This is a genomic window from Pseudanabaena sp. Chao 1811 (genome assembly GCF_027942295.1).
Lineage (GTDB): Bacteria > Cyanobacteriota > Cyanobacteriia > Pseudanabaenales > Pseudanabaenaceae > Pseudanabaena.
Genome location: NZ_CP101416.1, coordinates 679,338 through 702,997 on the forward strand (window position 1 = coordinate 679,338; position 23,660 = coordinate 702,997).

The 23,660-nt window shown below is 41.0% G+C and carries 23 protein-coding genes and 3 pseudogenes; 14 read left to right on the plus strand and 12 right to left on the minus strand.

The window, feature by feature from the left end:
* Positions 1-68 precede the first annotated feature (68 nt).
* Positions 69-2,633: a leucine--tRNA ligase gene (gene leuS, locus NMG48_RS03275; RefSeq protein ID WP_271253968.1), complete on the minus strand. Its 2,565-nt coding sequence runs from the start codon at positions 2,631-2,633 to the stop codon at positions 69-71.
* Positions 2,634-2,765: 132 nt separating this feature from the next.
* Between leuS and NMG48_RS03280 the strand changes: the two genes are divergently transcribed.
* The gene (locus NMG48_RS03280) at positions 2,766-3,344 is read left to right on the plus strand and encodes a Uma2 family endonuclease (RefSeq protein WP_271253969.1); all 579 of its coding nucleotides are present in this window, start codon (positions 2,766-2,768) and stop codon (positions 3,342-3,344) included.
* Here NMG48_RS03280 and NMG48_RS21605 read toward each other — a convergent pair.
* Positions 3,322-3,471: pseudogene (locus tag NMG48_RS21605) on the minus strand (Uma2 family endonuclease); the annotation flags it as partial. The gene NMG48_RS03280 and the pseudogene NMG48_RS21605 overlap by 23 nt on opposite strands.
* A gap of 52 nt (positions 3,472-3,523) precedes the next feature.
* Here NMG48_RS21605 and NMG48_RS03285 point away from each other — a divergent pair.
* Both NMG48_RS03285 and NMG48_RS03290 read left to right on the plus strand, forming a co-directional pair.
* Positions 3,524-3,892, plus strand: coding sequence for a helix-turn-helix domain-containing protein (locus tag NMG48_RS03285; protein WP_271251623.1), 369 nt, complete (start codon positions 3,524-3,526; stop codon positions 3,890-3,892).
* 29 nt (positions 3,893-3,921) lie between these two features.
* A pseudogene (locus tag NMG48_RS03290) lies at positions 3,922-4,470 on the plus strand (transposase); the annotation flags it as partial.
* Between the two features lie 16 nt (positions 4,471-4,486).
* Here NMG48_RS03290 and NMG48_RS03295 read toward each other — a convergent pair.
* Positions 4,487-4,975, minus strand: a pseudogene (locus NMG48_RS03295) (Uma2 family endonuclease); the annotation flags it as partial.
* Positions 4,976-5,068: 93 nt separating this feature from the next.
* Entirely contained in the window at positions 5,069-8,716 is a 3,648-nt protein-coding gene (locus NMG48_RS03300) for an NB-ARC domain-containing protein (protein WP_271253971.1), read from the minus strand.
* Positions 8,717-8,943: 227 nt separating this feature from the next.
* Here NMG48_RS03300 and NMG48_RS03305 point away from each other — a divergent pair, with 227 nt between their 5' ends.
* From NMG48_RS03305 to NMG48_RS03320, 4 genes are all read left to right on the plus strand, one after another.
* A complete protein-coding gene (locus NMG48_RS03305; protein WP_271253972.1) occupies positions 8,944-9,870 on the plus strand; it encodes a D-Ala-D-Ala carboxypeptidase family metallohydrolase in 927 nt (308 codons plus the stop codon).
* Positions 9,871-9,927: 57 nt separating this feature from the next.
* Entirely contained in the window at positions 9,928-10,776 is an 849-nt protein-coding gene (locus NMG48_RS03310; protein WP_271253973.1) for a glycoside hydrolase family 19 protein, read from the plus strand.
* 177 nt (positions 10,777-10,953) lie between these two features.
* Positions 10,954-11,640, plus strand: coding sequence for a WD40/YVTN/BNR-like repeat-containing protein (locus NMG48_RS03315; protein WP_271253974.1), 687 nt, complete (start codon positions 10,954-10,956; stop codon positions 11,638-11,640).
* Between the two features lie 80 nt (positions 11,641-11,720).
* Entirely contained in the window at positions 11,721-12,407 is a 687-nt protein-coding gene (locus tag NMG48_RS03320) for an N-acetylmuramoyl-L-alanine amidase (RefSeq protein WP_271253975.1), read from the plus strand.
* A gap of 13 nt (positions 12,408-12,420) precedes the next feature.
* On the opposite strand, the gene NMG48_RS03325 is transcribed toward NMG48_RS03320, so the two are convergent.
* Positions 12,421-13,572: an ISAs1 family transposase gene (locus NMG48_RS03325; RefSeq protein ID WP_271252233.1), complete on the minus strand. Its 1,152-nt coding sequence runs from the start codon at positions 13,570-13,572 to the stop codon at positions 12,421-12,423.
* A gap of 150 nt (positions 13,573-13,722) precedes the next feature.
* Between NMG48_RS03325 and NMG48_RS03330 the strand changes: the two genes are divergently transcribed.
* The 4 genes from NMG48_RS03330 to NMG48_RS03345 all read left to right on the plus strand — a co-directional run bounded on the left by NMG48_RS03330 (position 13,723) and on the right by NMG48_RS03345 (position 16,438).
* Entirely contained in the window at positions 13,723-14,046 is a 324-nt protein-coding gene (locus NMG48_RS03330) for a hypothetical protein (protein WP_271253976.1), read from the plus strand.
* A 112-nt stretch (positions 14,047-14,158) separates the two neighbouring features.
* Positions 14,159-14,467 carry a hypothetical protein gene (locus tag NMG48_RS03335; protein WP_271253977.1) on the plus strand — a complete coding sequence of 103 codons (309 nt, stop codon included), beginning with the start codon at positions 14,159-14,161 and terminating at the stop codon, positions 14,465-14,467.
* 139 nt (positions 14,468-14,606) lie between these two features.
* Positions 14,607-15,563 (plus strand): hypothetical protein, encoded by a 957-nt coding sequence (locus NMG48_RS03340; RefSeq protein ID WP_271253978.1) that lies wholly within the window; start codon positions 14,607-14,609, stop codon positions 15,561-15,563.
* A gap of 668 nt (positions 15,564-16,231) precedes the next feature.
* Positions 16,232-16,438, plus strand: coding sequence for a hypothetical protein (locus tag NMG48_RS03345; RefSeq protein WP_271253979.1), 207 nt, complete (start codon positions 16,232-16,234; stop codon positions 16,436-16,438).
* A 108-nt stretch (positions 16,439-16,546) separates the two neighbouring features.
* Here NMG48_RS03345 and NMG48_RS03350 read toward each other — a convergent pair whose 3' ends face one another.
* Together NMG48_RS03350 and NMG48_RS03355 are read right to left on the minus strand one after the other, a co-directional pair.
* Positions 16,547-16,933: a DUF1818 family protein gene (locus NMG48_RS03350; RefSeq protein ID WP_271253980.1), complete on the minus strand. Its 387-nt coding sequence runs from the start codon at positions 16,931-16,933 to the stop codon at positions 16,547-16,549.
* A gap of 60 nt (positions 16,934-16,993) precedes the next feature.
* Entirely contained in the window at positions 16,994-17,218 is a 225-nt protein-coding gene (locus NMG48_RS03355; RefSeq protein WP_040689404.1) for a DNA-directed RNA polymerase subunit omega, read from the minus strand.
* 310 nt (positions 17,219-17,528) lie between these two features.
* Between NMG48_RS03355 and NMG48_RS03360 the strand changes: the two genes are divergently transcribed.
* Entirely contained in the window at positions 17,529-18,224 is a 696-nt protein-coding gene (locus NMG48_RS03360; protein WP_271253981.1) for a response regulator, read from the plus strand.
* A 46-nt stretch (positions 18,225-18,270) separates the two neighbouring features.
* Here NMG48_RS03360 and cruF read toward each other — a convergent pair whose 3' ends face one another.
* The 4 genes from cruF to NMG48_RS03380 form a co-directional block, all read right to left on the minus strand.
* Positions 18,271-19,164: a gamma-carotene 1'-hydroxylase CruF gene (gene cruF, locus NMG48_RS03365; protein ID WP_441339184.1), complete on the minus strand. Its 894-nt coding sequence runs from the start codon at positions 19,162-19,164 to the stop codon at positions 18,271-18,273.
* A 196-nt stretch (positions 19,165-19,360) separates the two neighbouring features.
* Positions 19,361-19,906, minus strand: a complete 546-nt coding sequence (locus tag NMG48_RS03370) for a tetratricopeptide repeat protein (protein WP_271253983.1) — start codon at positions 19,904-19,906, stop codon at positions 19,361-19,363.
* 36 nt (positions 19,907-19,942) lie between these two features.
* Positions 19,943-20,350: an 8-oxo-dGTP diphosphatase MutT gene (gene mutT / locus NMG48_RS03375; RefSeq protein WP_271253984.1), complete on the minus strand. Its 408-nt coding sequence runs from the start codon at positions 20,348-20,350 to the stop codon at positions 19,943-19,945.
* A complete protein-coding gene (locus NMG48_RS03380) occupies positions 20,343-21,350 on the minus strand; it encodes a cysteine synthase A (protein ID WP_271253985.1) in 1,008 nt (335 codons plus the stop codon). Before NMG48_RS03380 ends, mutT begins: the two co-directional genes overlap by 8 nt.
* A gap of 218 nt (positions 21,351-21,568) precedes the next feature.
* Here NMG48_RS03380 and NMG48_RS03385 point away from each other — a divergent pair, with 218 nt between their 5' ends.
* Entirely contained in the window at positions 21,569-22,021 is a 453-nt protein-coding gene (locus NMG48_RS03385; RefSeq protein WP_271253986.1) for a universal stress protein, read from the plus strand.
* Between the two features lie 86 nt (positions 22,022-22,107).
* On the plus strand, positions 22,108-22,401 hold the full coding sequence (locus tag NMG48_RS03390; protein ID WP_271253987.1) for a (2Fe-2S) ferredoxin domain-containing protein: 294 nt from the start codon (positions 22,108-22,110) through the stop codon (positions 22,399-22,401).
* A 96-nt stretch (positions 22,402-22,497) separates the two neighbouring features.
* Here the strand turns inward: NMG48_RS03390 and hepC are convergent, their stop codons facing one another.
* Entirely contained in the window at positions 22,498-23,364 is an 867-nt protein-coding gene (hepC, locus tag NMG48_RS03395; RefSeq protein ID WP_271253988.1) for a heterocyst development glycosyltransferase HepC, read from the minus strand.
* Positions 23,365-23,660: the final 296 nt, after the last annotated feature.

The following is a 23,660-nucleotide window of genomic DNA, read 5'->3' on the forward strand; positions in this document are numbered from 1 at the left end:
GAGAAGGAAATTACTACCATTTCTAATTTATGAGTTTAGGCAAGATACTAATATTAGTAATTGAAGCACTACACAACTACAAAATTCACCAATTTACTGGGAACTGAAATCACTTTCTTAATCTCCTTACCTTCGAGATACTTCTTCGCCGCCTCCGAACTGCGAGCATATTCTTCCAATGCTTGCTTATCATTGCTGGCGCTAGATGGCACTTGGAGACTGCCGCGCACTTTACCATTGATTTGAATTACGAGCGTAATCTCGTCAACGGTGAGTGCATCAGGATCATGGGTGAGCCAAGGCTGCAAATGGATTGAGTCTGTATGCCCAATCAATGACCAAAGTTCCTCAGCAATGTGCGGGGCAAAGGGAGCAAGCAAAGTTAAGAGGGTTTCAATACCTTCTAAGAAAGTAGCCGAACTCTTATCTTCAGCATCTTGTAAGGCGTTGCTGAGCTTCATCAATTCGGAAATAGCGGTATTTAGTTGATAACCTCCATCAAAATCTTCAGAAACTTCCTTAATGGCAATGTGAATCGCTCGGCGGAGATTCTTATCAATCTTCTTAGAGATGCCATTCTGCTTAGTTTCGGCAAAGCTAGAGACTAAACGCCATACGCGATTTAAGAAGCGTTGTTGACCTTCGACATCCGCATCTTCCCATTCCAAATCCTTTTCAGGAGGAGCTTTGAAGAGAGTGAACATCCGCAAAGTGTCAGCTCCATACTTAGCGATCGCATCTACAGGTGACACACCATTACCCTTAGATTTGGACATCGTGGCAAATAGCGCCTGCAAAGGTTCACCAGTTTTCGGATCTTTAGGGTCTTTGGGATCAACTAAAGCCGAAGGAACCCATTTGTCCTTGCCGCCTTTGTTGGGATTCATGTAGGTCAAGCCCTGAACCATGCCCTGAGTAAGCAATCTCGTAAAGGGTTCATCGAAATTTAGTAAGCCGCGATCGCGCAAAACCTTAGTCACAAAGCGGGAATAGAGCAAATGCAAAATCGCGTGTTCTACGCCGCCCACATATTGATCGACGGGTAGCCAATTATTTACCGCAGTGCGATCGCAAATTTCCTGTTCATTCCGCGCATCACTAAAACGTAAGAAATACCAAGAAGAATCAATAAAGGTGTCCATCGTGTCAGTTTCGCGCTTAGCAGCCGTGCCGCATTTAGGGCATGGGACATTGATCCAAGATTCTTTTTGGGCGAGAGGTGAGGCTCCTCGTCCTGTGAGTTCCACATCTTCAGGCAAAATTACGGGCAAATCTGCATGGGGAACGGGAACGATGCCACAACTTGGACAATGAATTACGGGAATCGGACAGCCCCAATATCTTTGGCGAGAAATCAACCAATCACGCAAGCGATAGGTTATTTTGGCAGTTCCCCATTGGTTCTTCTCCGCAAGTTTCACGATTTTAGTTTTCGCAGTTACGGAATCCAATCCGTCAAACTCTCCCGAATTGACCATAATCCCTGCTTCCGTGTAAGCCGCCTTGAGTGCTTCATCTGGTGCATTAGGTGCATTAATTACTGTCTGAATTGGAAGGTTATACTGCTTGGCAAAAGCGAAATCGCGGACATCGTGGGCAGGAACGCCCATGACTGCGCCAGTGCCATATTCAAAGAGAACGTAATCAGCAATCCAGATGGGAACTTCTTTTCCTGTGAAGGGATTAATCACACTCGCACCGATCGCTACGCCACGTTTGGGGCGATCGTCTGAAGTGCGATCAATTTCGCTAAGATTTTTGACCTCTTCGATGAATTTGCTGACGGCTTCTTTTTGAGCAGCACTGGTCAAAGTCTCGACTAGAGGATGCTCAGGGGCAAGCACGACATAGCTCACACCGTAAACCGTATCAGGACGGGTGGTAAAAACTGTAATTTTTTCGTCACTGTCAACGATGGGGAAACTTAGCTCTGCGCCTGTGGACTTGCCGATCCAGTTGGCTTGCATGATCTTGACGCTAGAGGGCCAGTCATTGAGCTTATCCAAATCTTGCAAAAGCTGCTCGGCATAATCAGTGATTTTCAAGAACCATTGGCGTAATTTGCGCTTCTCGACAATCGCCCCTGATCGCCAAGAACGACCTTCACTATCCACCTGTTCATTGGCAATTACAGTCTGATCAATGGGGTCCCAGTTAACCTTGGCTTCTTTTTGATATGCCAACCCTGCTTCCAAAAATTGCAAAAAGATCCATTGTGTCCATTTGTAATAGTCGGGTGAACAGGTGGCTAACTCGCGATCCCAGTCGTAGGACAAGCCCACTTGCTGAAGCTGCGATCGCATATTGTCAATATTGGCATAAGTCCATTTCGCAGGATGAGTATTGCGATCAATCGCTGCATTTTCCGCAGGTAATCCGAAAGCATCCCAGCCCATCGGGTGCAATACTTGATAGCCCTGCATTCTTTTATAACGGGCAATTACATCGGTGATCGTGTAGTTACGGACATGCCCCATATGCAGATCGCCCGATGGATAGGGAAACATTGACAGTGCGTAAAATTTCTTTTTGTCTGCACTAATTGCATCGTTGCTTACTTTGTCAAGTTGTTTCTCTGCCCAAACTTTTTGCCATTTGGGTTCGATCTGCTGGGGATTATATCTAGTGTCCATTACTTATCAATCAATATGCGAAAATATGCGAAAAGGAAAAGCAGCGATTGCGTAGATCGCTAGTCTTGAATCTTAATAATACTAAACATTTAGCATGAAAGCTCTAACCTACTTGAATTGAGGTGAAATACGATGACAGCCCAACTAGTTACACCCAGTTTTACGAGCAATATCCATAAATTTACAGTGCAGCAATACCATCTCATGCATGAGGCGGGGGTGTTTGCGGAAGGCGATCGCTATGAATTAATTAATGGAGAAATCAGAGAAATGTCCCCGATTGGCATCAAGCACGCAGTTTGTGTGGCTCGTTTGACTAAACAGTTTGAAAGAAAGTTAGGTGATCAGGCAATTATTTGGACGCAAAATCCCATTCGTTTAAGCGATCAATCCGAACCACAGCCCGACCTAGCAATTTTAAAGTTACGTGATGATTTTTATGCTAGTGCCTTGCCAACACCAGAGGATATCTTATTAATTATCGAAGTTGCTGATAGCACGATCACCTATGACCGTGATGTGAAAGCGCCTTTATATGCTGCCAATGGGATTCCTGAAATGTGGCTATTTGATGTCAATCAACAAATTATCGAAGGCTATTCGCAACCATCCGCTTCAGGCTATAAGCGATCGCAGCGCTATGAACAGGGTGATACTCTATCTTTGCTTACATTTCCTGAAGTAGTTTTTAATTGGGAAGCCCTGATGTAAAAATTTGATTTGCTGTGAGGTTTAGCTCAGGGAAAATTTGAGAGATCAGGCGATCGCTATTCTGAAATTTGCTAATTTGATATTCTCCATCCACCAAATTACAAACTGAGATACAGCCTATTGAGGGAAAGAGTAGTACAAGATAAGCTAGGATAGCAAAACCCAAAAGAGAGTAAAAAATGGCACCTTACTCACTAGATCTCAGAGAAAAGATCGTAGCAAACTACGAAGCAGGAAATACATCGATTCGGGAAGTAGCGAAGCAATTTCAAGTCGCGACGAAAACAGTGCAAAAACTACTGAATCAATACCGAGAGACAGGAGAACTAAACCACAAACCATTAGGTAGTCCAATCAAAAGTCCCCTCGAAGCGCATCAGGAGAAAATCCTCGAAATTGTCTCAGAGCATCCAGATTGGACACTATGGCAGTACTGTGAAGAAGTAGCAGAACAAACAGGAGTATCAGTGACCACAGGCAGCATGTGCCGATTTTTCCAGAGGCATAACATCACTCTAAAAAAAAGACCTATCGCCATGAAAAGGTAAAAAGTGAGGCAGTACAACAGCAAAGATGTGAATTTTGGGAAGCATTGAATGAAGTGAAAGCTGAAGATCTGATTTGTATTGATGAAACGGGAGTATGGCAGGGGATGGAACGCTCTGTGGCAAGAAGTGAATGTGGCAAAAGAGTATTCAGTCTTCGTCCCTTTTACAAAGGTCAGAAATACACAATAATTGGCGCTATTTCAGTTGATGGGATTGTTTGCCTGAAAACGATTCAGGGTTCTATGAAAGGAGCAGATTTTCTCACCTTTGTCCAAGATGACCTAGTACCTAAATTACGTCCTGAGCATAGGATCATCATGGATAACCTCAACTGCCATAAAGTTGAGGGGGTCGCAAAAGCAATTACAGCGACAGGTGCTAAGATTTTGTACTTACCCACCTATTCTCCTGATTTTAATCCAATTGAGATGATGTGGTCGGTTCTCAAATATTTTATTAGATTGCTTAGACCTCATTCTCAAAAACTACTTCAGCATTTAATCAACGTTTTCCCTTACTTGTTAGAAAAAGATTTCTTCAAAAATTGGTTTACTAAGTGTTGTTACTGTACTACTTAATCCCTCAATGGACTGTAGTTGGCTGTTTGGGATTACCGATAAAGTTGCGTCCGCCCAATGCGGCATAATCAATAATCCAATATTCAGCTATGCCCATTTCTTCATAATCGGCAAATTTTAAATGATAATCATCGCGCCAATTGGTAGATACAATTTCGATCGCTAAAGGTATGGATGCACCCTGACTCAGAACTGATTCTTTTTTCCATCGAGGTTCATTAGATAGGTTGGCGCGATTTACTACTAGTATGTCTGGAAAATATCCAGAATCTTTGCCTTCAGGTTTGATGATTACTTGATTAGGAATACCGTAGGGTATTCCCAATCGTTTGATTTCAAAGGGGATTTCTACACCCAAAAAGCTTTTAAGTTCTTCGTGATCTCCAACTGGTTGAGCCATTTCAACAATATTTCCGTTATGTAGTTCGTAACGTACGCCAGAATTTTCGGGAAGAAATTCCACAAATCCGTCAAAGGTTGTAACTTTGGGTAAGGTTTGAATCATCATGGCTGGTGTGGCTTGCTGACGATAAAAGTATGATTTCTATATTACTCCTCTTCTAACTTAAAAGTTAGTGGTGGGTTTTATTGCGCTAATTTAGTTGGCTAAAGCTCCTAAAGCTTTTAGGGTGTCCATTTCAGCTTGAGTTAAACCTGTGACATCGTTGATGATCATGCCTTTGTAAGGAGAGAGCGATCGCAAAGTTTGCCAACACTTACCTGTACCAACATTCCAACATCTGATCGTTTCATCCCAACTGCCACTCATCAGCGTTTTTGCATCTTCGCTGAGAGCCAGTGACACGACCCAGTGACCATGTCCTTGTAGTGTCTCAAGACAATCTCCTGTCAATACATCCCAAATTTTGATGGTGCGATCGCTACTTCCACTAATCAAGAGATGACCATTGGGCGTAAAGATAAGCGAGACAACGGGGTGGGAATGTCCAGAAAATATGCGTAAACAAGCTCCTGTCTCTATTTCCCATAGTTTTATAGAGTTATCATCACCACCAGTTGCTAGATGTTTTGAATTGGGGCTGATTTCCATTGCCCAAACACGGTTGCTAGAGTCTGCTTCCCAAGTATGTAAACATTTACCCGTTTCCAGATGCCAATGTTTCACTATATGGTCATAGCCGCTACTAAATAGAGTCTTGCCATCGTGACTAAACCTAACCGATAGAACGGAACTAGGATGACCTTGCAAGGTCTGTAAGCATTCACCAGATTCTAAATCCCACACTTTCACGGTGTGGTCGTAGCTGCCACTAGCCAAAAATTTATTATCGGGACTGATGGCTATTTCCCAAATCCAACTTCGATGCCCCTGAAGGGTTTTGATGAGTTTGCCAGTCTGGGGATGCCAAAGCTTAATCGTGCGATCGGCGCTACCACTAGCGAGAATTTGACCATTGGGGCTGAAGGCAACAGAGAGAATGCGATCGCTATGCCCTCGGAGTATTTGAAAAGGTTGAAGGTCAGTCTCTAAGGTTTGGGGAGAATTGATATTGACATTCCAGAGTTTAATCGTCTGGTCTTCATGTCCACTGGCAAGCAAGTTTTGCGGATAGATCTGATCACTATGATCACTAATTTGAGGACTATAGGCGATCGCATAAATCGCATTACTATTTCCTTGAAGAGTTTTGATACATTTTCCCCTATGAAGTTCCCAGATTTTAATCGCATGGTCATCGCCACCGCTAACCACTAAATTCTCTTGGGGATGGAAGGCAACTGACCATACTCGATTAGTATGCTTGTGCAGAGTGTCCAGACATTTGCCAGTGGAGACATCCCAAATCTTGACGGATTGATCATAGCTACCTGTTACGAGGCGATCGCCTTGGGGACTATAGCCTAAGCAGGTGACAACCGCTTGATGTCCTACCAACGTTTTTAAACATTCGCCCGTTTGCCAATCCCAAATTTTCACGGTGCTATCAAAGCTGCAACTGGCTAACGTTTTGCCATTAGGATTAAAGGCGATCGCTTTTACCCAATATTGATGACCTTGCAGAGTTTGCACACAGCAACCCGTTTCTAAGTTCCTTATCTTGATCGTGTTATCTTCTGCTGCCGAAGCTAGAAGAAGACCATTGGGATGGAAATCAACTGACCAGACACAAGCATGATGTCCTTCTAAGATTTGGATAGATTCTCCTGTAACTAAGTTCCAGATTCTAACAGAGCGATCGGTGCTACTACTAGCAACAAGTTGACCATCAGGACTAAAGGCGATCGAGGTAACAATATTGGTATGTCCATGTAAGGTTCGGAAACATTCTCCATTATTTATATTCCAGAATTTAACTGTATGATCCTGACCGCAACTAGCCAGAATGGGAGCATTGGGCGCAAAAGCAACATTCCAAACCCAACTATTATGTCCTTGACAAATAAAGAGTTGCTGACCATTAACAGCATCCCAAATCTGAATCTCGCCATTGGTGTCACTGCTAGCAAGAGAAAGTCCATCAGGGCTAAAGGCAACGCTAGTAACGCCGCCAAAGGTCGCCGCAAATAAACAATCTCGAAGGTTAGCTTGAGTAAAGTTGACTCCACGTAAGTTAAGCGATCGCAAGTCACAGTTGCGAATTGTCAGACGCGAAAAGTCATAACCTGTTAAATCAGTTCCCAAATGCACCAATAAATGAAGGAGATTTGCCCCTCCATAATTGTCTAAGAAATGTAGAGGTAATTCATGAATTGTCTCTACATTTTGTTCTTGCCCATAATTCCTCAATTCGTCTTGCAGTTTGATTATCAGTCTACCCAACTTATGTTTAAGTTGATTCGTAGAGCCAAGGCTATTTTGTAATTGCTGAAGGATAGGTTGCACAATTAATTGAATTTGACTATCACGAATATAATCCTTCGCTTTGGCTTGAACTAAAGCATGGGTAAGCAAATATTGTGGTGATTCGGTAATTATCTCCTGACAGATTAGTTTGATTAATCGATCTGTTACATATTCCATAACTACAGATTGCTGCGTAAATCCATAGCGATCGCGCTCAATTAAATTGCAATTCACTAAAGACTCTAAAACTTCCATCAACTTCAATTTAGATATAGATGGTATAAATACGCTATGCAATTCCGTTAAAGAAATACTCTCGCGATAGATGCCTAGCCAATACATGATTTGATTTTGCAGATCTGATAACCCCTGGAATTGCTGAGATAATAGATTGCTGATTCCATGAAAGAGCGTGATGCCACTGGCTAAGAAATGATTAACATTTCCTCCATGTAAGTCCCGAATGGAAGTTGCCGCAATCTTGAGTGCTAAAGGATTACCACTATAACAATCAACTACCTGTCTAGCTTCTGCATCAGAAATTAATAAGCTTTTTAGAGTTAGTATTGTTTTCCCTGCTTCAAGATCTAATCCAGATAGAGCAAGTGTGCGTACTGCCAAGCCATCACCTTCAAGGGCAACAATTTCTGTAGGCTTTTCACGGCTAGTAAGCACCACACAACTTTGATGATTAGTTTCTCCCAATCGCCACAAAAGTTCGCCATAGGCTTCGTATCCATCAAGGTAAGTTCCTTGCCCTTGACCATATTCCAGCAAGGTATCAAAATTATCTAAAATCAGCAAACATCGATACTTACGGAAGTATTCAATCAAGCAAGTAATCTGCTCATGGAAGTTAGCAGGTAAAGTCGCGATTTGTTGCTGTGACAGAATTTTAAGACATTCTGTAATCTTGTCTTTAAAGGTCGGAGCATGGCGTAGCGATCGCCAAATCACATAATCAAATTCTCCCTGCAATTGTTCCGTAATTTTTACTGATAGAGCAGTTTTACCCATACCTCCCATACCAAGAATTGTGACCACTCGACAGCGATCTCCCAAAATCCATTTACTCAAAGTCTCCAATTCCTGAGTTCGCCCGCAGAATTTAGAAACGTCGATAGCTTCTCCCATATGAATCTGACTCATTCCTGAGTTAGCCTTTAAATTCGCTTTTAAAACCGCCTGCTGTTGAGCATAACGCTCCAATACTCCACGCAAATTATTTTTGGTAACTTTTTCGTTTAAAGCTTTAGACAGCGATCGCCACAATTCTGAGCCAACATCCTTGATATAGCCAAGGTCATAGTTTTTCTCCACAGCCATATCTGTATATTTCTGGGATTGCCAAGACTGCTGAAATACAAACTGCTGAACTTTCGTTAATCGCCCACAGCCTAGTAATTGCACGGCTAGTGCGATCGCCTCATCTTCTGTCATTTTTCGCCTTAAAAACCTACTGATACTTACACTATGACTAGCAAATCTTCATTTGTCAAAAAAATTTACACAAATAAACTAAAAATATCCGACCTTAATCCGACCTTTTCTGACCTTGAGGCATTGCAGTATCAGTTAAATTTCAAGTATGTAATCCAACAGCATTAAGCATTAGTGTTGACTGCAAGTTGGGATTGGGTTGTTTGTAACTGGAAGGAAGTATCCAAATGTCTACTACATGGATCAAGTTAAACGCTAAAGCGCTTTATTTAATGAAGGGTGGCACGAATGAATTTATTGAAAAAGTAGATCTTGTGCCTAAATTAGAGCTTCTGACAGGTGCTACTGTTCCGACCCCTATAGCTGGTAAATTTAGTCTCAATATTCCTGCGAGATGGTTTGAAAGGTCAGATGCACCTGGACAAATGGCTATTAATCTCACAGATACATCTGAACCATCAGCATTTAAAACAACAACTACTCCCACGGCTGCGACACCCTCTACTTTCAGCAAGATTACAGCTCCTTCTGGAGAAGAATTTGCTTTCATTGATAGTAGAAGCGCTGGCACATCAGAACCAAACTTAGCCAATTTTCAACCTAATCAAGCTCTTAATGATGGAACTTTATTGCCCCGTTACTACTTCAAGGTTAATGATTTCAAAGATTTTAGTAAGAAATTAACCACCAACTTTACTTTACTAGAGTTTATCTCTGACACAGAAATTGCTAGGGGTATTACATTTCCTTACTATATCCCAGTTGCTATTATTCGTCTCGCTGATTCTATGCAAAGTCTTCGCGATAGATTTGGTGAGCCAATTCGTGTGAGTAGTGGTTATCGCTCTCCTTTCTATCCCGATTATCAGAATAACCCTTCTTTTAAAAGCGCTCACCGCTTTGGAACAGCGATCGATTTTGTTTCGGTCGGCGATCGAATCATTGATAGTCAAGCAGATTTGGATTTTGTAGACGATAAAGTTTTTGATGGCGGTTTTTTGGGCGGAGGTAATCGCCCATCTGGATCAAGCAGTCTTGGTTTTGAGTTTACTGAATCAGCCGCCGAAATGGGCTTCGATATCCATCACTCTCACCTTGATATGGGCTATATCACTCAAAACGCAGAACTAATCCATGTAAAAGATTTTCTTTGAGTCTTGTCTCTAAATTTTGTCGATTTGTTTATCTAATGTATATCTGGAGAAAAATCAATGACTTGGCTTAAATTAACAGAAAAAGAATTGTTTTTGATGGAAGGTGGAACAAACCAATTTCTTGAAAAAGTTACAGTTGTTCCCAACCCAAGTGGATCTCCTAACGAGTTTCAGATTGACTTGACTGAAGTTAAAAAATGGATGACTCGTGGTAATCCACCTGTACCTGGTTCTATGGCGATTGAATGGCAAACTGGAGTGCCAGCAACGACAAAGTTCGTTCCTCCGACTCCGACTCTTGGGGTAGATGCTTCTAGGTTTACTGAGGATATTGTCAAGCAGATTTTCTTTGATGCACCTCGCGGCAATATTAGAAAGTATTTGCCAAAGGTACTTCATTATCTTGAAACAGTTGGCTTAGGCGATCGCGAAGCGATACTCATGGCTCTAGCAACCATCAGAGCAGAAACCGCAGGATTTGAGCCAATTAGTGAGTTTATCTCTCGGTTTAATACTTCACCTGGTGAACATCCATTCGCTCTATATGATTTTCGAGATGATTTAGGCAATGGAGCTTTTGGTGATGGTGCAAGATTCAAGGGCAGAGGATTTATTCAATTGACTGGAAAGTTCAACTACAACAAGTTCAGCAAAAGAATCTATGGAGATGATCGACTTGTACAAGTTCCTGATCTTGCCAATGATCCTGACGTTGCCGCTAAGTTGTTAGCTGAATTTCTCAAAGATGCTGAACTTCCTCCGCTCCCGCCTAATCGCAAAAATTGGTGGAGAGGTACTGTGACAACCCGTGACTTTGAAAAAGCTAGAAAATCGGTGAATGGGGGTACTCATGGAATAAATAATTTTATAAATGCTTTCGAGAAAGGTGAAGAGCTTGTTCCTTGATTAAGTATTTGTTAGTCAGAGAAAGTTGATGTTCTGCATTAATTTACTATGACTTAATTTTTCTAATATTGTCATTTAAGGCAATTAATAAAAAACACTTCCCTAATTAATCAGTCCAAATATAAAAACTACTTATTTGGACTATATCTTGACTTAATTTTTCAAAGAGAAAAAACAATGTCTGTTCAACAAGACCTTAGAACAACACTCAGGGAGTCTGTAGAAAATTCACATTCATCCAGTATTGAGGCAACAGCCGCTCAAGTTATCGAATTAGATGATCTCACGGCTTTAATTCTTGTCACAACACGCGAAGCTAGTTCCCTAAATAGTTCTGCTGAAAGAACTCGCACTATTGTTGTCAAAACCACTGATGGAGGAAATACTTGGCGAGAAACATTGAATACAGATAGTGGTTCTGTAAATCCTGATGAGCTATTCTTTGTTGACGAGAATCATTTTTGGATGCTTACTCAATGGCAAATTGCTGGAACATACCCAACTTTGTATTGGACTTCAGATTTTGGTGATACTTGGCAAGAATCTGATGTGATTAATGAATTTCTGAGAAGTAAGGGTCATAACAATGTCAGTTATGCCGAAGGAATTCGCTTTCAAGATATCAACGAAGGGCTTGTTGTTGCAAGAGGTATGTCAGATCCAGAGGATGCTATTTACTTTTTACAAACTGCTGATGGTGGCAAAACTTGGGCAGAAATTCCAGAGATTCCACATTGGTATTTCGCATTAAAACGACGAAATTGGCAACATAGGCAATTTTGGAAAATCAATCAAGAATCATCAAACTCTATTGCTGTTGTCAAAGTAGTATCTGATTTCCCCAAGATCTTAAAGCACGAATAGACTACTTTAAGATTCCGTTCTACTCATTATTCAAAAAAGAAAGTCACTAAATAATTTATCTACAAGGAGTAGAAAAAGACATGGCTATCAATAAAATTTACTTACATTGGTCTGCAACATCCTATAAATTTACCGAGTCAGGGTCTTACCATACGGTTGTGCAAGGAGATGGTCGAATAGTCAGACTGACCAGCTACGATCAACAGACTGCCCATACTTTTAGACGCAATTCCAATGCTGTCGGTATCGCTTGCGCTTGTATGGGGGGAGACCCTTGGAATGATTTCCCCCCAACAAAAGAGCAGGTGGAAAATATGTGCCGTGAGGCGGCAGATCTAGCCAATAGACTAGGCTGGAAACCAGATGATATCAGAGACTTGAGTACTACAGGTAACAGCGTCAATCGTATCCTCACCCATGCTGAAGCGGGAGCAAATCGAGATTTTCCTATGAGTTTAGTTGCTCAAGGTAGTGGTGTGACTGACGCTGAAGCAATTCGCTTAGGCCTACCACACGCTAATTATGGACCAAGCAGATGGCTAGACGGTTGGTCAGGTGGAACAGTTCATCGATGGGACTTTTTTAAGGTCAAAAGCACTGATAAAGATGGATCTGGTGGTAATATACTACGCAAGATGATTCGAGACTTTATGAAGGCAACGCCCAGCAGTACACCGCCTACAGCGAGCGGACGTGACTGTGCAATATTTTTAAATAATGTCAAGATCACTACTGGTTCATTTAGGGCAACCGCACACGTTTCTTAACAATTAACGAGATTTAGACAGCGACTATGTTTAAGGCACTTAGGACATCCTTAAGATAGTTATTGTTCCAGCCAGCTTTAAGACGTTTAGTCTTGACCCCGACCTTACTAGTTTTATCTCTTGACAACAAATTTAAACTGATATGACGTATAACAGCTAAGTTTTCGGCAATATAGCCTCGACAGGATTGAGAAGCATCCTCATTAAAGCCAACATCGAGAATCCAATGTAGTCGATTTTCAATACTCCAGTGATTTCTGACAGATTGGGAAAATCTGTGGACATCACTCTCAAGACTAAGCAGATAGTATCGCTGTTCAGTAGAAATAGTTCCATTTATAATTCGATCTGATTCAACCATACCAATACTTTTCAAACCTATCCATTTCTCCGCACCAATTAAGTATTCGGTATTACCCATTGTCCAATAGCGACGGGTTTCAATGCGCCCATGTCCTTTCTCAACCGTTTCATAGAACTGATGTTCAATATTTTTGAAGTTCTGTTCTCGTGCAGAGGTAAATAGTTCACGCACATCTTTATGGAGATTACCTTGATTGCCTTTCAGCGCTAACACATAATCTGCTCCCTCTTCGATGATTGTTTTCGCGATTTCGGTCTGACATCCCATTGCATCTATGCTCACCACTGAACCTCGTATCGCTAACATTTTTAGCAATGATGGAATCGCTGTTATTTCATTGGATTTCTCGTCTACTTTTTTCTGTCCCAATACCAAATGTTGTGATGCTGACCACACACTCACCATATGAATCAGACTACGTGAATTTCCTGATCCCTTTGCCCCTCTCAGAGTTTTGCCATCTATGTTAATCAATTCTCCATCGGTTGATTTATGGACTGCTTCCATCCAACTAATAAAGCTTTTTTGCAATTCTTCTGGCTTTAGTCTCGCAAATAATCTCTCGAATGTATCTACTGATGGTATGCCGTTGGCTAATTCCAAAAATGTCTTTAACCATTCTTCTTTCTCTTTGCCATATTCGGCGATTGCGATGAAATTATCAGCTCCACAGATCACTGCACAAATCGTGATTATCAATATGTCGAGCAGCTTATGCAGGATACCGTGTGCTGCTCTGGGATCTTGCAAGTTCCCAAAGTGGGTTTCGATTAATCCGATGGGGTTGACTGTATCTAGCATTTTGGGCTGCTCATTCTAAATATTCTCTATTCTCTCGTTTCTACCTTTTTCTCCTTGTTAAAAATGCTTACTAGTTTGTTAAGAAACGTGTGCGGTTGCCCTACTGGTTCATTACTATCTGATGACCGATGCTATGTCAAACTCCGAGACTTGTTCGCTCCCTTTGGTATCAATTTTGGAGAATTTCAAGGCGGGGAAAATCCATTTGTTAATTTGCTTTCTGATAAGTTCAGACCTAAGTTTTTAGCTGATTCACCTCTGATTTCAGGATTTCCCACGGTTGATATCTTTTTAAATCGTCCTATTGACTCAGATGGAATTCCTGTTGGCGATGCTCGAACTCCTATTCAGCCATTTATGGGAGGTATTTTAATTGACAACTTAACCCATGTGCTAATTGCTGACTTTTGCAGTGAGCTTGGAATTTCTCTAACATTTGATGCATCTATTCCTGCAATACATTTAATATTCTAGTATTTTTATTTTGGATTGCCTTAAATAGGTGTTTAGGGCAATCTAATTGAGCTAATTGAGAATGTATCAAGATAATCTACTTCTTTTACTGAATTCTAAATATGGAGTGAGTATGTCAACTGTGCGTTTCAACAGTATTTCCCAAGCAGTTGAAGATTTTAAAAAGACTCATAGCATTTTTGCTCTTGGTTCACTTTTTCAGCTTTTGAGAATTGGTATGTTTCGGTGGGAAGTTGAAAATATTTTAGGAGAGCCAACCGAAAATCCACAGCCAATCGTTAACAATTCCAACTTCTATGCAATTGCCGATTTGGGTACTAAGTCACATATCTATTTGATCATGTCATTTGATGGAAAAGATAACACAAGAATGGAAACAGATCGACTTTTGTCATTTGTGTTATTTCCGATCAATGAGTAGTTATTAGGTAGAAGGTGTTGTGTAGCGGATGTTAGAGGAGTTTCTAATCATAAATAGAAACTGAAAGGTGATGGGATTAAAATTCTACGATAAACTATTCTATTCTTTTAAAATTCCAAATACTCAAAGGAGAATCAAAATGTCTACAGATTATATTGTATTTATTCATGGCGTTAATGTTCGCGATGAAGAAGCTTATAAGAAACAAGCTAACCAGATGTTTCAGAAAATCAGTGATACCATTAACAATCCATCACGAACCTTAAAACTCGTCACCTTATTCTGGGGCGATGTGGCGAGACTTTCAACCAATACTCTTCTAAATGACTTACAGGCATCTCCACAATATGATAAATTTTGGTTTAAAAACTTGAGGAATGACCAGTTTCTTCCATTTGTAGGTGATGCAGCTTTATACCTCAGCAGATTTGTTAGTTCCGAAATTGTCCAGAAAATTGCTGTTCAAGCAATAAAAGGAATTGGGCTATCACTTGAAGAACTTGCATCTCTACCCGATAGCAATAAAGGAGATCGTCTCCACCTTGTTACCCATAGCTGGGGAACTGTTGTTTTATTTGACATCTTGTTTGCCTCTCGATGGGATAACGATATTGCCGAAAAAAATTCTCGCCAACTGGTTGAGAACATACGCCGTGGATTTTTTGGTGTTGGCACTGGCGAAGAAAAAAATTACGGGATTCCATTGGCTAGCATTCATACTATGGGTTCTCCAATTGCTTTATTCAATTTAATAAATATTGGTAGTCAAAGTTCATTTGATTTTACTCCAAAACTTAAGGAGTTCTTGGAAGCACTTCAGACCAAAACAAATAAGCCTCTTCCTTGGAAAAACTATGCTCATCCTGGCGATCCCATAGCATATCCATTGGAAAGCATTATCCCAAAACTCTTATTAGATCCCAAGGAAAATCTGGTTGATATTGAAGACATCATGAGTCCAACTAGTTGGCTTGGTAATTTGGCAGGACAATCTATTCTACCTATCATTAATGGTGGTACAGCTCACGGAAGTTATTGGACAGAGACTAAAGTTGCCAAGAAGATTGGCGAAGTTATTAGATCAACTCAGAACTAAATTATTAAACAAACTTGTGATGGATTGTCTCATGAATAATAGTGCTATAGAGCGATCGCTATTACAAAGTCTGACTATGTGAATCATTGTGAGACAACTAACACTCATGAAGAGATTCTTGCGATCACCCTTTTAATTCTGACATTTTAACAAAAGCAAGGAAATATAGCGATCGCCACTAAACCATGATTTATGGAATAGGCGATCGCCATCTCCTCAAAAAATTTCTAAAATCAAATTATTCCAGATTGCAAAATCTGATTTTCGGTTAGGCTTAATTCTGTACAGTTTGGCAAGATCAAGAGATCGCTATTTGCTCCATTTTAAAGAGATCGCCTATTAGCCCGTGATCGTCATCCCAAACTTTTTACTACTTGGATTCGATCTACTGGGGATTATATCTGCTGTCCATTACTTATCAATCAATATGCGAATATGAATGGTGTCAGTGCTAAGTACCACTCACATTCAGCAATAATACTAAATAACCCAAGTTGCTACCTATTAAAAATCGGCTCAAAACAAGTTAAAAACAGCCTCGCTAAGTCCAAAATGACGCTTTTTTTATATAAAAATCTAGCATTTTTTATTTTAACTTTAGTCTTAAATGAATAGGTAGCAACTTGGGTTAAATATTAAGACTCAACCAACCTAATCAAACTTAATTTATGTCACCCGATTATATAAAAGCTCAATTAATCCTACTTATTTCCATCGTTGCTGGAATTGCCTTTGTGGGCTGCATTTACGAAATCTCCTACGGTGCTCCAGATTTGGGCTTTGCGGCAACTTGGACAATTTTATTACTCAGTGTCCCTGTGGGTGTCTATAGCTTTATTAAGGCAGTCAGCCTCGCTCGTAAGTCTATGCAATAAAGAAATGTGCGCTTGGCGCACTTTCTTTACAAATATCTATCCTAACTACATAGGATTTTTGAGTTTTCATTTTGCTTACAGCAAAATGAAAACAGAAGTAGTTATATTTTAATTTAGCAAATGGGAGATCGCCTCAATCAAAAAAGGCACAGCAACCTCATCCCAAAAGCCTTCTGAACGTCGCCCTGTTAATAACTGAAAATGTAAATTAAAGGCATGAGGATAGCCATTCACCTCAAGGCAAATATCCTCAGTCTCTAGCGTACAGCAAACCTTTTCCCCATCCGATAGCTCAGTAGCCATATATTGCATCGTCTCCGCGAGCTGCGATGCCAATTTACAAAAATCTTTAAACTCCCCCTCAGTTAGCTCGATCGCCCAACTGTCTGCCCCAACCAGTCCCTTATATATATCCACATCTGAGCGAAAGCCAATTCGCCAGCCTTCACCACAAAGTAGCTGTTTTGGTAATTTTTGATCCGTAAAATTCAACATACTCCTTTAAGAATTTATAGTTTGTCACGCTTCGCGCAACAAACTATAAATTCAAGCCTTTCAGTCGCTTAGAATTTCAGGCTGGGAAATTTCGTCAGACATTTCCATAATGGCGCGGAGGATCGGCTTCATCATGCGATCATCATAATCATCATCTTCATAGCGTCTGAGCTTGGCACGATTAGCGACTTGGACGGTAATGCGATAACGGTTAGAAGAAGCATTGATCAATTCTTCGACACGGCGAATAATTTGCGATGAGTCAATAGTGTAGCGTTTTGCCATACATCCAAAAGAAAATGAGTTCTCTAAGTCTAACGCGATCGCGATCCACTAGATCATAAAGTCTCAAAAGAAGAGGAAGTATTAAGCAATAAAGCCTCAAAGATTGCACCATTTGGCGGATCAATTCCTCCATCATTTATTTATTTGGGGATTGATGGAAGAGTAACCCTTTGGGGCATTTTTCTACAAACCTTTGAGGATTTGCCATATGCCAAAGTACTGAGACTTTACGAAAATATTTTAACCAAACAAGTTTTGTGATGTAATATGATGGTCTCGCATAGCTATTTGGGGCGGATTCTTCAAATCCATGACTGCAAAGAAAGTACTGGTAATTGACGACAGCATCATGATCCGCAAAATGGTTAAAAGCATTTTGGCGGGCAAGTATGATGTCTTAGAAGCAAGTGACGGTAAATCAGGCTTAGATGCCGCTCGTCGCAGCTTTCCTGACCTAATTTTGCTTGACTTCGTGATGCCCAAATATAATGGCTATCAAACTTTACAAGCAATTCGACGTGTCGAAGGGTTACAAAAAGTCCCTGTAATCATGATTTCGGGACTCAAAGAACAAGTTACAGAACATGTTCCCGAACCCTTCACTGAGTTTGATTTTCTCGAAAAACCCTTTGAAGCTGATGTCTTGGTTTCACGGATCCAAGCCTTTTTAACTACTGAGCCTGTTCAACCTGTCTCGGCGGCAAATGCTAGATCCTCTGCACCTGCTGTGGTTAGGGAAATACAACCACCCAGCGAAGAGCCTAGTTTACAAATGATTCTCAATCGACTTACATCGACGGAAACTTTGTTAGTCCAAGGAATTGAAAACCTGATTCAGCGTGAAGTTGTAGCTAGAGTTAATGAGTTAAATACAAAGATTGAGCATCAAGATCAAGCGATCAAATTGTTAAATCAGCGTATGGATAAAGTTTCTGAACAAATTGATCATCAAAATAAAGGCTTGATGGTGATTTTGCGAGAACTCAAAGCTTTACAAGGCAAATAAAAAAGGGAGGCACTTAGAGCCTCCCTTTTTTATTTGCAAATCCAGTTTAACGAGTAGCGATCGTTTCTGCTACTAGATTTGGAGAAGCATTTTCAAGGCTCTTTTCTTCACTAGGTGTTGTGAAATACAGCACTGCCATAGGTAATGCCCCTACTAAGATGCCGAGCGATGCTGGCACATAAAATCCTGCATTAAAACTAAGGATCAGGGCAAAGGCAAAGTTTCCTGCATAGATGATCGTGGGAAACAATATTTGTTGACGATTAAGGATTGCTTGATTTTTCTTGCTCCAAATGAGCGAAGCAACTGTCATAAACAATGTCCCAGTACCAAACCAGCCAAAGAAATTTTGGTAAGGCATTCCATAAAATTCACCTGCTTGATGCCATTCCCAGAAAGGATATGGAGTTTGGCTCATCGCGGGATCAAGCACAAAGTCCCATGATGTGAGCATTAATGCGCCAAGGGCGATCGCGCCAATTCTGTAACCCCATCCTGTTCCAAAGCGCATAATTGTGGCGGCAATGAGGAAGGCAGAAAATCCCATATAAAACCAAGAGAGGGGAATCGTAAATGGAACTAATCCTGCAATTTTGTAGCCTAAACCACTGAGGTAAGAATAAGCACCAAAGGGAAAACCTGTGCTAGTGCCAAGTAACTCACTGCTGACGGAAATACCGATCGCAGGAATGCAGAATGCAAGGGTACGCTTTAGACCGATAGTTTGCTTACCGTACAGAAAGGCGGCGATCGCCCCAAAAATCATGTAGGATGCGCCGCCATTTTGCATTCCCCATGAAAAGACTTGCAAACCAGCTTCAGACAAGCTCTCAATAAAAGCACTATTTGGCAGTACAAAAACTAAGCCAAACAGACCAAAGACCATCGAAATTAGGTGCATCCCTAAATTAAACCATTGTGCGGGGATCGCTCGCCTCATCACGCCATGTACTCCCAGAAATAGTTGAAATTTACTTGATAGTAATCTCAGAGTTATTAGTTGCAGCACTTGGCGATGCCCCTAAATAACCTCTAGAGTTTAAACTTTGCTTTAATTAACTTAACAAAAGTATAAGCTAGCATACCATTCATTTTTGAGTTTGATGTTTGAGTCACTTTGGGCTAAAAAGTACCATCTAGCCTGATTTGGATGCCCAAAGTGCTAAAACCAATAGAGTCACTGCGATCGCAAACCAAAGAAAGTTATTTTTACTTTCCGTATTGGGTTTCTCAAGAGAAACTTCACGAAAGGGCTTTTGGTTAGTTTGTCCTGTGCTTTTAGCAATAGGCTTTGATTGATAGGTATCAGGTGACTCCAAAATCGGTACTTCTGAGACCACCCCCTCTAGCTTGCTCAATGGCGGTGCTGTGAGAATTCCCAAAATATATTTTGCAGACTTACGCACATCACCCACAGGATGATTTTTAAGACTGCGACATAGGACGATCGCATCGTCAGTGCGACCATTAGCATCATAGGCATTAGCTAGCCATATTAAAATTTCGCCACCTAAGCTTGTTTCTAAAATAGCTAAAGCACGGGCGCGTTCAAGCAGTGTGATTGCCTTTTGATAATCACCTCTCTCAAAATTAAGAACGCCCTGTTGATATAGATCTGATGCTATTTTGTCAGCACTGATTTCTTCCATCAGTAAATTTTCACCTCCATTATTAATCTTCAAGCCTTTTCCGCAGAATAGGGACTGGGATCAGACAATTTAAGCTTTTAAAGCTTGGACAATCTCATAATTTGCAGCAGGTAATTGATAGGTATCTAACTCATCAATAGTCACCCAACGAATTTCTGAACTGGCAATCATCTTTGGTTCACCTGAAATATGAGTGCAGTGATGCACGATTAAACTCACCTTCAAAGTTTCATATTCGTGATCGACAGTAATTAAGTGATTGCCAACTTCTACCTCGATCGCTAGTTCTTCCTGTAACTCACGCTTAATACAGGCTGCGGCATCCTCATCTGGCTCAATCTTGCCTCCAGGGAATTCCCAATATCCCGCCAGTTCACCCTCAGGCAAACGGCGATCAATTAAAATACGCTGGCGATCGCGATCCCAGACCACACCAACCCCAATACGTCGATACTTTTTAGTACTCAAATTAGTCATCAATAAACTCCAAGCCCTTAGCCACAGGGGTTAAACCTTTTTCTGCTAACCATTCAGGGTTATACATTCGGCTTTGATATCTGCCACCACCATCACAGAGAATGGTGGCGATCGTATGTCCCTTACCAAGCTTTCGTGCCAGCTTCACCGCACCAACCACATTAAGCGCTGCCGAACTACCAACAAATAAACCATCATGCTTGAGCAAATATTGCGACATCTCGATTACTTGCTGATCAGTTCCTTGGAAAGCACCATCTAATCTAGCGCGATTAAAATTAGCCGTCGCTCGATTAATCCCAATTCCTTCAGTAATTGAATTACCTTCAGCCTTAAATTCACCTGTGGTGATATAGCTATACAAACCTGAACCTGTAGGATCAATCAGATAGGTTGAGATCTGAGGATTTTGTTCTTTGAGATAAGAGGTCACACCACCAATAGTGCCACCAGTACCAGATGACATCACAATGCCATCAAGTTCACCACCCGCTTGTCTCCAGATTTCAGGGGCGGTTGTGTGGTAGTGAGCATCAGAGTTAGATAGATTTTCAAATTGATTTGCCCAAAAAGCATTTTCAATTTCTTCAGCACGTCTTCGAGCCACATGATAGTAATTATCAGGACTAGTAAAAGGTGCAGGTGTAGCTAGTTCCACCTCCGCACCCAAAGTTCTCAGCAAATCAATTTTTTCCTGTGACTGATTGCTAGGCATGACTATCACACTACGATATCCACGGGCATTAGCAACCAAGGATAATCCAATACCAGTATTACCTGCTGTCCCTTCAACAATTGTGCCACCTGCCTTGAGAAGACCTGCCTTCTCCGCTTCTAACACCATAAACAGAGCCGCCCGATCCTTAACGCTTCCACCGGGGTTGAGAAATTCAGCCTTACCTAAAATCGTGCAACCCGTTGCTGCCGATAGGGACTCAATTTCAATCAGGGGCGTATTACCCACAGAATTTGCAAAGCCAATCCGAATATCTCTTGTCATGGAATATTAAAAGAAATGAACTACAGCAAAGATTTACAACTTGTTGATCAATATCAGTATATTTGGGTCTGTAATTAGTTATATAGATATTCGCAAATTTGCATTTTCTCAGTTTATTTCGACTAACCGTCATTTATTGCCAATAAACGCACGAAACTAACTGAATCCAGAAAAAATGCATTACAGACAAATATCATCTCTAATATCAAAATAAACATATGAAATTCTTAGTCGCCATTGATGGCTCTCAAGCTGGCGAACATGCTCTTGACAAAGCCCTAGCTCTCGCCGCACCGCTCAAAGCCGAAATTGTTTTGTTGACTGTCGTTGAGCCTCTCAGCAGCTATGTCCCTGAAGTGATGTTACCTACAGGCGATTGGGTTGGCTGGCGAGGACTACCTGATGTGGAGCTTGAGCGCAAAATCTTGAGTGCAGGCCAAGCCTTATTACAAAAGGCTCAGGATACCTGTCAGTCCGCACAACTAGAAAGTCGGACTAGACTAGAAACAGGTCAGCCCCGTGACGTAATCTGTTACGTGGCAAAAGAGGAAAGCCCAGATTTATTAGTACTTGGATCAAGGGGATTAGGTTCCATTGAACGTTTGATGCTGGGCAGTGTCAGTGATTATGTGGTGCATCATTGTGGCTCTCCTGTTTTGATTGTGCGCTAAGGTTTATGTATCTGGCAGGTTTTATTTTGCCAACGGCAAAATAAAAGCTTAAAACATCCCTGAGATAAATTTTTGGTTTTCCAACCTTGGATAGTCCCTCACCACGTCAAGTACTTGTATGTCAATACCGCACCTGTACTAAAGACGGTGCAGGTCAAGTTTTAGCAGCATTGCAACAGCAGAAAATCCCTAATGTGACGATAAAATCCTGTGGATGTTTGGGGTTATGTGGCTCTGGTCCCATAGTTATGGTGTTGCCAGACAATGTTTATTACTGGCACATTACCCCTAAAAAAGCTCAAGCAATTATCACCACACATTTACTTGGCAATACACCTATACAGTCAATGCTGCATCCTCGACTGCACCCAAAACATTAAAGGCAGTGCAAAGCACTGCCTTTAATGTTTTGAAGAGAAAAGCCCATGTATCTACATAGGCAAACCTTTTACACGTGACTGATATAAAGCTTGAGCCTAACAAGCACCAAATCCAGATAGTACTTTAGGTACAGTCATCAATAAAATCTTTAAGTCTGACCACAAACTCCAACTACGAAGATAGCTAAGATCGCATTCAGTAACCGCATCTAGGTCAAGCATTGTAGAGCGAGCGCTAACTTGCCAAGCACCTGTTACACCTGGCAGTGATTTTAATCTTCTTTTACCATTGCCATTAATGCGTAAAGCATCGTATAAAGCCCAAGGACGTGGACCAACTAAACTCATTTCACCACGGAGAACGTTAAATAGTTGAGGGAGTTCATCAAGGCTGTACTTACGCATCCAGCGCCCTACAGGTGTAATCCGAGGATCGTCTTCACATTTATGCAGACCAGTCTGACCAGTCATGACTAGATGATGGAGTTTATCTGCATCTGTGATCATCGTGCGGAATTTAATGATCCGAAATAGTCTACCTTGTTCACCTACACGCCATTGATGAAAGAAGATCGAGCCACTTGAAGTACCTGCAATGATGGCTGCCAACACAATCATCACTGGACTAAGAATGATCAAAATTACTAAAGCGGCAAGCCAATCGATCGCACGTTTAATACTCCATGCGATCGCCTTATTTTGTTGGGGCAATTCATCTGCATGAGGCAATTTCAGAAATACAGACTTAGTAGAGCGTTGACAGAGATCAGCTAAATTCTTGAGTCTTGCTTCCCCAATTTCAGGTCTCACATAGACTGTATTTACATCATGCTTACGAACATTCTCTTGGAGTAAGTTAGCTTTGGCAATTGGGAACTTAAGACCCTTGAAGTTCTTATTAACAATGAAGTTTACGAAAGACTTTGATTCATCAACTTGAAGCTTAAAGTTGGATAGAAACATGGATTCTTTCAAACCATTTGTAAATTGAACTACCTGAAGCTTATTTGTAACAAGACCTATCATGTCTTTCCTCTCAATTAACCTTAATGTCTCGTAAATACAGATGTTGGATCGGATTGTCTTGGCAACAGATAAACTGAAAAGCTGAATATTGAGTTTAATTCAGAGAACAACTGTAAGTATTAGCTACAGGGGTTCTAGATATAAACTGCACTGCCTGATTAGGGAACTCACTATATAGGTCGGAGTAAGGAATATTCCCTAATTAAAGGATTACAGTTTCACTTCCATAACAT

Bases quoted from the DNA above. Each gene is read 5' to 3' on its own strand.
- leuS (WP_271253968.1), bottom strand. From the start codon at position 2,633: ATGGACACTAGATATAATCCCCAGCAGATCGAACCCAAATGGCAAAAA.
- NMG48_RS03280 (WP_271253969.1), top strand. From the start codon at position 2,766: ATGACAGCCCAACTAGTTACACCCAGTTTTACGAGCAATATCCATAAA.
- NMG48_RS03285 (WP_271251623.1), top strand. From the start codon at position 3,524: ATGGCACCTTACTCACTAGATCTCAGAGAAAAGATCGTAGCAAACTAC.
- NMG48_RS03300 (WP_271253971.1), bottom strand. From the start codon at position 8,716: ATGACAGAAGATGAGGCGATCGCACTAGCCGTGCAATTACTAGGCTGT.
- NMG48_RS03305 (WP_271253972.1), top strand. From the start codon at position 8,944: ATGTCTACTACATGGATCAAGTTAAACGCTAAAGCGCTTTATTTAATG.
- NMG48_RS03310 (WP_271253973.1), top strand. From the start codon at position 9,928: ATGACTTGGCTTAAATTAACAGAAAAAGAATTGTTTTTGATGGAAGGT.
- NMG48_RS03315 (WP_271253974.1), top strand. From the start codon at position 10,954: ATGTCTGTTCAACAAGACCTTAGAACAACACTCAGGGAGTCTGTAGAA.
- NMG48_RS03320 (WP_271253975.1), top strand. From the start codon at position 11,721: ATGGCTATCAATAAAATTTACTTACATTGGTCTGCAACATCCTATAAA.
- NMG48_RS03325 (WP_271252233.1), bottom strand. From the start codon at position 13,572: ATGCTAGATACAGTCAACCCCATCGGATTAATCGAAACCCACTTTGGG.
- NMG48_RS03335 (WP_271253977.1), top strand. From the start codon at position 14,159: ATGTCAACTGTGCGTTTCAACAGTATTTCCCAAGCAGTTGAAGATTTT.
- NMG48_RS03340 (WP_271253978.1), top strand. From the start codon at position 14,607: ATGTCTACAGATTATATTGTATTTATTCATGGCGTTAATGTTCGCGAT.
- NMG48_RS03345 (WP_271253979.1), top strand. From the start codon at position 16,232: ATGTCACCCGATTATATAAAAGCTCAATTAATCCTACTTATTTCCATC.
- NMG48_RS03350 (WP_271253980.1), bottom strand. From the start codon at position 16,933: ATGTTGAATTTTACGGATCAAAAATTACCAAAACAGCTACTTTGTGGT.
- NMG48_RS03355 (WP_040689404.1), bottom strand. From the start codon at position 17,218: ATGGCAAAACGCTACACTATTGACTCATCGCAAATTATTCGCCGTGTC.
- NMG48_RS03360 (WP_271253981.1), top strand. From the start codon at position 17,529: ATGACTGCAAAGAAAGTACTGGTAATTGACGACAGCATCATGATCCGC.
- cruF (WP_441339184.1), bottom strand. From the start codon at position 19,164: ATGAGGCGAGCGATCCCCGCACAATGGTTTAATTTAGGGATGCACCTA.
- mutT (WP_271253984.1), bottom strand. From the start codon at position 20,350: ATGACTAATTTGAGTACTAAAAAGTATCGACGTATTGGGGTTGGTGTG.
- NMG48_RS03380 (WP_271253985.1), bottom strand. From the start codon at position 21,350: ATGACAAGAGATATTCGGATTGGCTTTGCAAATTCTGTGGGTAATACG.
- NMG48_RS03385 (WP_271253986.1), top strand. From the start codon at position 21,569: ATGAAATTCTTAGTCGCCATTGATGGCTCTCAAGCTGGCGAACATGCT.
- hepC (WP_271253988.1), bottom strand. From the start codon at position 23,364: ATGTTTCTATCCAACTTTAAGCTTCAAGTTGATGAATCAAAGTCTTTC.